At 60.8% G+C, this 5587-nt stretch carries 6 protein-coding genes and 2 pseudogenes; 2 read left to right on the forward strand and 6 right to left on the reverse strand.

The window, feature by feature from the left end; all coding sequences use genetic code 11:
- Window positions 1-187, forward strand: a pseudogene (locus tag EN745_RS28690) (pyridine nucleotide-disulfide oxidoreductase); the annotation flags it as partial.
- A 58-nt stretch (window positions 188-245) separates the two neighbouring features.
- Here EN745_RS28690 and EN745_RS28695 read toward each other — a convergent pair.
- The 4 genes from EN745_RS28695 to EN745_RS28710 all read right to left on the reverse strand — a co-directional run bounded on the left by EN745_RS28695 (window position 246) and on the right by EN745_RS28710 (window position 3496).
- The gene (locus tag EN745_RS28695; RefSeq protein WP_126055181.1) at window positions 246-1136 is read right to left on the reverse strand and encodes an ankyrin repeat domain-containing protein; all 891 of its coding nucleotides are present in this window, start codon (window positions 1134-1136) and stop codon (window positions 246-248) included.
- 181 nt (window positions 1137-1317) lie between these two features.
- Window positions 1318-1776 (reverse strand): CoA-binding protein, encoded by a 459-nt coding sequence (locus EN745_RS28700; RefSeq protein WP_126055182.1) that lies wholly within the window; start codon window positions 1774-1776, stop codon window positions 1318-1320.
- Entirely contained in the window at window positions 1773-2144 is a 372-nt protein-coding gene (locus EN745_RS28705; RefSeq protein WP_126055183.1) for a 2Fe-2S iron-sulfur cluster-binding protein, read from the reverse strand. The genes EN745_RS28700 and EN745_RS28705 overlap by 4 nt, the downstream gene beginning before the upstream one ends.
- A complete protein-coding gene (locus EN745_RS28710) occupies window positions 2141-3496 on the reverse strand; it encodes a selenium-binding family protein (protein ID WP_127406229.1) in 1356 nt (451 codons plus the stop codon). Before EN745_RS28710 ends, EN745_RS28705 begins: the two co-directional genes overlap by 4 nt.
- Window positions 3497-3898: 402 nt before the next feature.
- Between EN745_RS28710 and EN745_RS28720 the strand changes: the two genes are divergently transcribed.
- Window positions 3899-4195 carry a hypothetical protein gene (locus EN745_RS28720; RefSeq protein ID WP_189363187.1) on the forward strand — a complete coding sequence of 99 codons (297 nt, stop codon included), beginning with the start codon at window positions 3899-3901 and terminating at the stop codon, window positions 4193-4195.
- Between the two features lie 59 nt (window positions 4196-4254).
- On the opposite strand, the gene EN745_RS28725 is transcribed toward EN745_RS28720, so the two are convergent.
- Window positions 4255-5247 (reverse strand): L,D-transpeptidase, encoded by a 993-nt coding sequence (locus EN745_RS28725; protein WP_127422800.1) that lies wholly within the window; start codon window positions 5245-5247, stop codon window positions 4255-4257.
- A gap of 164 nt (window positions 5248-5411) precedes the next feature.
- Window positions 5412-5587 (reverse strand): annotated as a pseudogene (locus EN745_RS37280) (mechanosensitive ion channel family protein); the annotation flags it as partial.

Genomic DNA, 5587 nt, shown 5'->3' on the forward strand with positions numbered 1-5587 from the left:
CTCCTGGCTGGAGCTGCCGGTGCTCGACCGCTGGGGCCACGTCCGTCACGACGGCGGGGTGGCCGACCATCCGGGCCTCTACCTGATGGGAATGCAGTTCCTGCGCCGCCGCAAGTCCGCGCTGATCGACGGCGCCGGCGATGACGCGCGTGATCTCAGCGACCATCTGGCGGCGTATCTCAGGTAAGGTTCGATCTGCTAGCCGACGCGGGCCCATAGCAGCAGTTGTGCAAGAGATCATCGATTCAGGGCAGCGGGATCGGCTTGTCACTGAGTGTGCGCAAGTAGGCGATCAGGTTGACCCGTTCGGTCTCGTCCGGGACGCCAGGCGTCTCCATCTTAACGCCCGGCGTGGTAAGCATAGGCCCGAAGAGATATCTGTTCAGGTCCTCGTACGTCCATAGCCCCTCCCAGCCCAGCAAGGTATCGGAGTAACGCATGTCTGCCACGGATGCCTTGTCGCGGCCGACGACGCTCCATAAGTTGGGTCCTATCTTGTTCCCTCCCTGCGGTTCGGCAGTGTGGCAACTGACACACACGCGGGCGAAGTAGGTTCGACCTTTCTCGACATCGGCAGAAGCCAATTTCATTGAGATCGGAGCCGGTGTTGGCAAGACAACCCCGTGCGACAAAAGATAGGCGGCAATTTCGGCTTGCCCCCGGCTCTTTGCGATATGGAGCGGCGTCTTGCCGCCCGTTGTCTTCGCATTCACGTCTGCGCCGGCCTCGACCAGCGCCCTCACACAATCGAGACAATCGAGAGTGACGGCGACGTGGAGGGCGGATTCGCTGTCACGGTTGGAATTTGGATCTGCATTCCGCTCCAGCAACAGATTTAACAGATCGATCTTGTCTTTCCCCACGGCCGCCATCAGCGGAGGGCCCCAAGCCGTCTGGGCGTTGACGTCCGCACCACGTTCTATGAGCAATTTTGCCGCATCGATGTGGCCCAGCATCACCGCAAGATAGAGCGGCGTGGCAGTGCCATCGCTCTCATCTATTCCGGCACCTGCATCGAGTGCCGCCGTGATCGCCGCGACATCGCCCTCCATGGCGGCGTCGTGGATGGCGGCGGCATGCGATACAATCGGAATGTGTGCAAGCACTAACAGAATGAAAAGCAAGAACCCGCGCATTAGCATCTCCCAAGGCAAGCCTGAGGATCCGGCACGATTTCGAGATTGCAAAGTCTATCTCAAAATCCCCGATCGCGACAATGGCTTCGGGTGTATGAGCCCACGGCCTAGCAGAACCAACGCCCAACACCAAAGGGACCAGGTTGGTCACCGCCGACACGCCGAATTACGTGACCTGCGATCATATCCCCAAATGCAGCTTCGGCTTCCAGAAGGGGCGGAACAATTCGATCTTGGGACAGCGGTTCATCACCACTTTCAAGCCCGCCTCCTCCGCCAGCCGGGCGGCAGCATCATCCCTCACCCCGATCTGGCCCCACAGCACCTTGGCATTGATGGCGATGGCCTCCTGCGCGACCTCCAGCAGATCTTCGGAGCGGCGGAAAACCTCGACCATGTCGACGGGCCGGTCGATGGCCGCCAGCGAGGGATACACTTTAAGCCCTCGAATTTCCTCCACGCCGGAACTGGGATTGACCGGGATCATGTCGTAGCCGGTTTCGTGCAGCACCCTCAGGACACCATAGGAAAACTTGGTTTTGTCGGGGCTGGCGCCCACCATCGCGATGGTTTTGACCGATTTCAGGATCTCCTGCAGATAAGCCTCCGGATAGGGCTCATCATGGTTCATATGGGTCATTTCTTGTCGTCCAGCGGGGTCGCAATATCGGCTTTCAATTCATGCGCGGCCAGGGGGTCGAGGAACGGGTTGCGATAGAGCCTGTCGTGGCTTTCGACGCCGACCTCCAGCGTGCAGTCGCTCAGCGGGCGGGCAACGCAGAGGATGATGTAGCCATTGGCGATCTGGCGGTTGTTCAGCGCCACCTGCGCCTTCTGATCGACCTTGCCGCTGATCATCTTGGCCGCGCAGCTTATGCAGCCGCCATATTTGCAGCCATAGGGCAGGTCCACGCCCTGCTCGCGCAGGCTCTGCAAGAGCGGCTTGCGGCGATCGACCTCAAAGGCCGCGCCGCCCTGGTTGGCGAGCGTGATGGTGAAGCTGGTCATACCCAGATGTCGCTCGTGCAATCACCGCCGGGATAACGGGTTTCGTGACAGCGGCTTGGTCCATTCGGTTCCTTGCCGAAATTGACGACAAAGCGCGGATCGATTGCCATGCCGCCGTTTTCGGTATCGCAATTGACCATCAGCATGCAGCCGCCATTGGTGCGGATTTCCGGATAGAACTGGTTGTCCCAGGTCGAGAACAGTGAGGTCGTCACATAGAGCCGCTTGCCATCGAGGCTGAGCTGTATCATCTGCGGCCCGCCGGTGACTTTGACGCCATTGACCTCGGGAGCGCGGCCGAGCAGTCCGCCCATCCACACCTGCCCGGTCAGCCTGGCGTTGTGCGGGTCGGAGATGTCGTACTGGCGGATGTCGCCATGCAGCCAGTTGCACAGATAGAGGTACCTGTCGTCCATGCTGAGCAGGATGACCGAGATCACGCCGGGTATCGGGATCGGCCATTCGGGATGCGGCTCATTGTCGACGTCGACAATCTTTTCCCATTGCCAGTCGCCCGCCGCGTCCTTCCACCAATGGATGATGTTGGCGGAAAGCGCCGCGCCGACAAAACCGTGGCTGCTGTCGGGATTGTGATGGAAGCGCACTTCCAGCGGGATCAGGCCATCCTCACCAAGATAGAATGTCTGCCTTGGCTCCTTCTTCTCGAAATCCCAGAAATGGATCTCGCGGCCATATTTCAGATGACCGACCTCTTCGAGGTCGAACCCGGGCATGAAGGTGTTGGGCGCGGCCCATTCCGAGCTGACCATCACGTTGTGCCGCGGCTGGTACCAGAAATCATAGCCGAACTTGATGCCGCCCATGGAGTTTTCCCAGCGGCCGACGATCTCGAACTCCTTGCTGAGCTGCAGATAGCCGCCGGGGGCATTGCCTTGCGCGTCGCCAAGCATGGAGACGATGATATCCGAGCCGAGGCAATGCACCGTGTGCGGCGCCGAAAGATTGGTCCTGGCTTTGATCTCGGCGCCGTCGATGACCTTGAACAGGGTCGGATTGCGCGGATCGGTGCCGCAATCGACAATATGCAGATTGGACGAGCGCACACCCGGCACAATCAGGTATTTCCGCTCCATGCTGGCATCGCCATGGCACGACGAGCAGGCATTCCAGCCCGAGTGATGCAGCTCATCGCCGATGCCCGGCATTTGCAGGCGTGAAATCACCTGGCTGTAGGTCGGGCTCTGCGGGTCGACATCGATGGTGCACAGATAGTCCGGCTTCTGAATGCCCGTGCCGGTGTAGATGGCAATCGTATAAAGCAGCTTTTCGCGCGGTGCCCGCATCGCCTCGGCGGGAGAAGCATAGCCCGGTCCACAGCAATGATTGGTCATGGGCACTTCCCTCTGAACAGGTCACCGGCCGGCCCCAAAGGAGGTCAGGCTGGAATGTTAGTGCATGCTTGGCGCTGGCGCTACGGTGGTGTTCGGTGAAGCGCAGCGCGATGTCCAACCCGGCGACCCAGCACCGAGCGGCGGAACAGCGGTCGTTCTCGCGCGTTATTCCATTAGGAGTAACTAATGTGCGTTTCGTGGTCGTCCAAGAGCCGACCGACACTTGGGCCGTGTTTGACACGATCGCTGACGAGCCCGCGGGTTTCGCAAGCCAATGCCTCATTGGGTTGACGCGTGAAGAGGCTGAGTGGTTGGCGTCAAGGTGCAATCAACAAATGTCGCGAAACGTTCGGCGCGTTCAGGACACGCCGCGGAACGTTGTGCCACTGATGGCGAGTGTGAATGAAACGATTCGTCGGCAGGCCACATGATGACCGAAGAAGCGATGGCTGCTGTTTTGGCAGTCAGGAACACGGCAGCCGAGATCCTGGTGTAGTTGACAGCGCCAACAAAACCGATGCCGCTGTCGACGTCCGCCGTCTGGGTGAGGCCGTCCAGTTCCTCGCCAACGCTCCAATCCTTGGCTACGATGTTCGCGCGGCCATGGTTTTGTACGGCGACCTCGGGACGCCAACGCTTCGCGCCAGAGATTGCGAGCAGTTGTGGGCCAAATACGGAAAGGCCTTGCTCGCGTATTGATGAGATCAGATTGGAATGACCTCATCGGCTGCTGAAACGCGCGCCGCAAACGCGCGAGCCTACTGAGACGTGTCGCCCGCGTTCGCCATTTCGTCCTTGAAGCTCACCTTTGTGCTTTTCCGCACCATGGCGGCGAGGTCCTCGGCATCCCAGTTGGTCAGCCTGATGCAGCCATGCGAGAAGGTCGCGCCGATCTTGCCGGGTTCGGGCGTGCCGTGAATGCCGTAGCTTTCAATGGAGAGATCGATCCAAACCGAGCCCACGGGATTGTTGGGGCCGGCCGCAATGGTGAACGGCCGCCTGGCCTTGACTCCCTTGAAAGCGAAGTCCGGATCGTAGTGATAGGTCGGATTGCGCACCACGCGCTTGACCTCCGCCTCGCCATTCGGCGCCGGCTTCTCGGCGCTGCCAATGGAAGCTGCGAGCCATTTGCCGGAAGGATCAAGCACGCGCACCTGGCGGGCGCCCTTGTCGACCTCGACGCCGGCAATGGCGGCGGGAGGATCCCCCCGGCCAACATCCGGCACCAGCAATTTCGTGCCGGCCTTCCTGAAGCCGATGCCAGGATTGAGCCGCCTGAGCAATTGCTCGCTGATATGGAAGCGCTCCGCCAGCCTCTCCGTGGCATTATGATAGCCGAGCCTCGGCAGGCGGGCCATCCGCTCCATGCGGGCCGGGATATGCCTGGTAAAAGGTCCGCGCACATCCTTGCGCGTCAGCTCATAGGTCACCAGAGCCGGACTCGCGGAGGTTGCCATCAGCCTGTCCCAGGTCTCGCGCGTGAGCTTGCCATCGGACGGCAATCCATTCGCCGTCTGAAAGGCCCTGACCGCCCTGGCGAAATTTTCTGATGCACGGCCCTCGATCAGGCCTGGCGAGAAGCGGGCGCGATCCAGAAGAATCTCTGCCTTCAGCAGGACGGGGCTGAAGCCTTTCGGTTCCTCGGCGGTGAATTGCGCCTCGTTGACGGTGGCTGGGTCCAGCTTGGCCGCCCCTGCCCCGCCGCAAGCGAGGGCAAGCGCCACAGCGACCAACAGAACGAGCCGGGGCATCGATGTCACTCCACGAAAACCTGCTTGTATTATGACGCGGCAGGGCTCTTCTGGTTCCGTTCGCTCACAGCTGCAGGACAGAACCTGACGAGGTGAGGCACTCCAGCCGGCGATGAAATGGCGAGGGTCTTGCAATCTCGCGATGCGACGCCCGGCCGCCGTCCTTATCGCCCGCTCGGCGCGCCCGGCTTCATGATAATCTCGCGATGCGGATACGGAATGCTGATGCCGTTGGCCTTGAACGTGTCCCACAGCGCCAGCAGCACCTTGCCGCGCACGTTGGTCAGGCCTTGCTGGGGGTCGCGGATCCAGAAGCGCAGGACGAAGTTCAGCGAGGAGT

Source organism: Mesorhizobium sp. M4A.F.Ca.ET.022.05.2.1 (assembly GCF_003998845.1).
GTDB lineage: Bacteria > Pseudomonadota > Alphaproteobacteria > Rhizobiales > Rhizobiaceae > Mesorhizobium.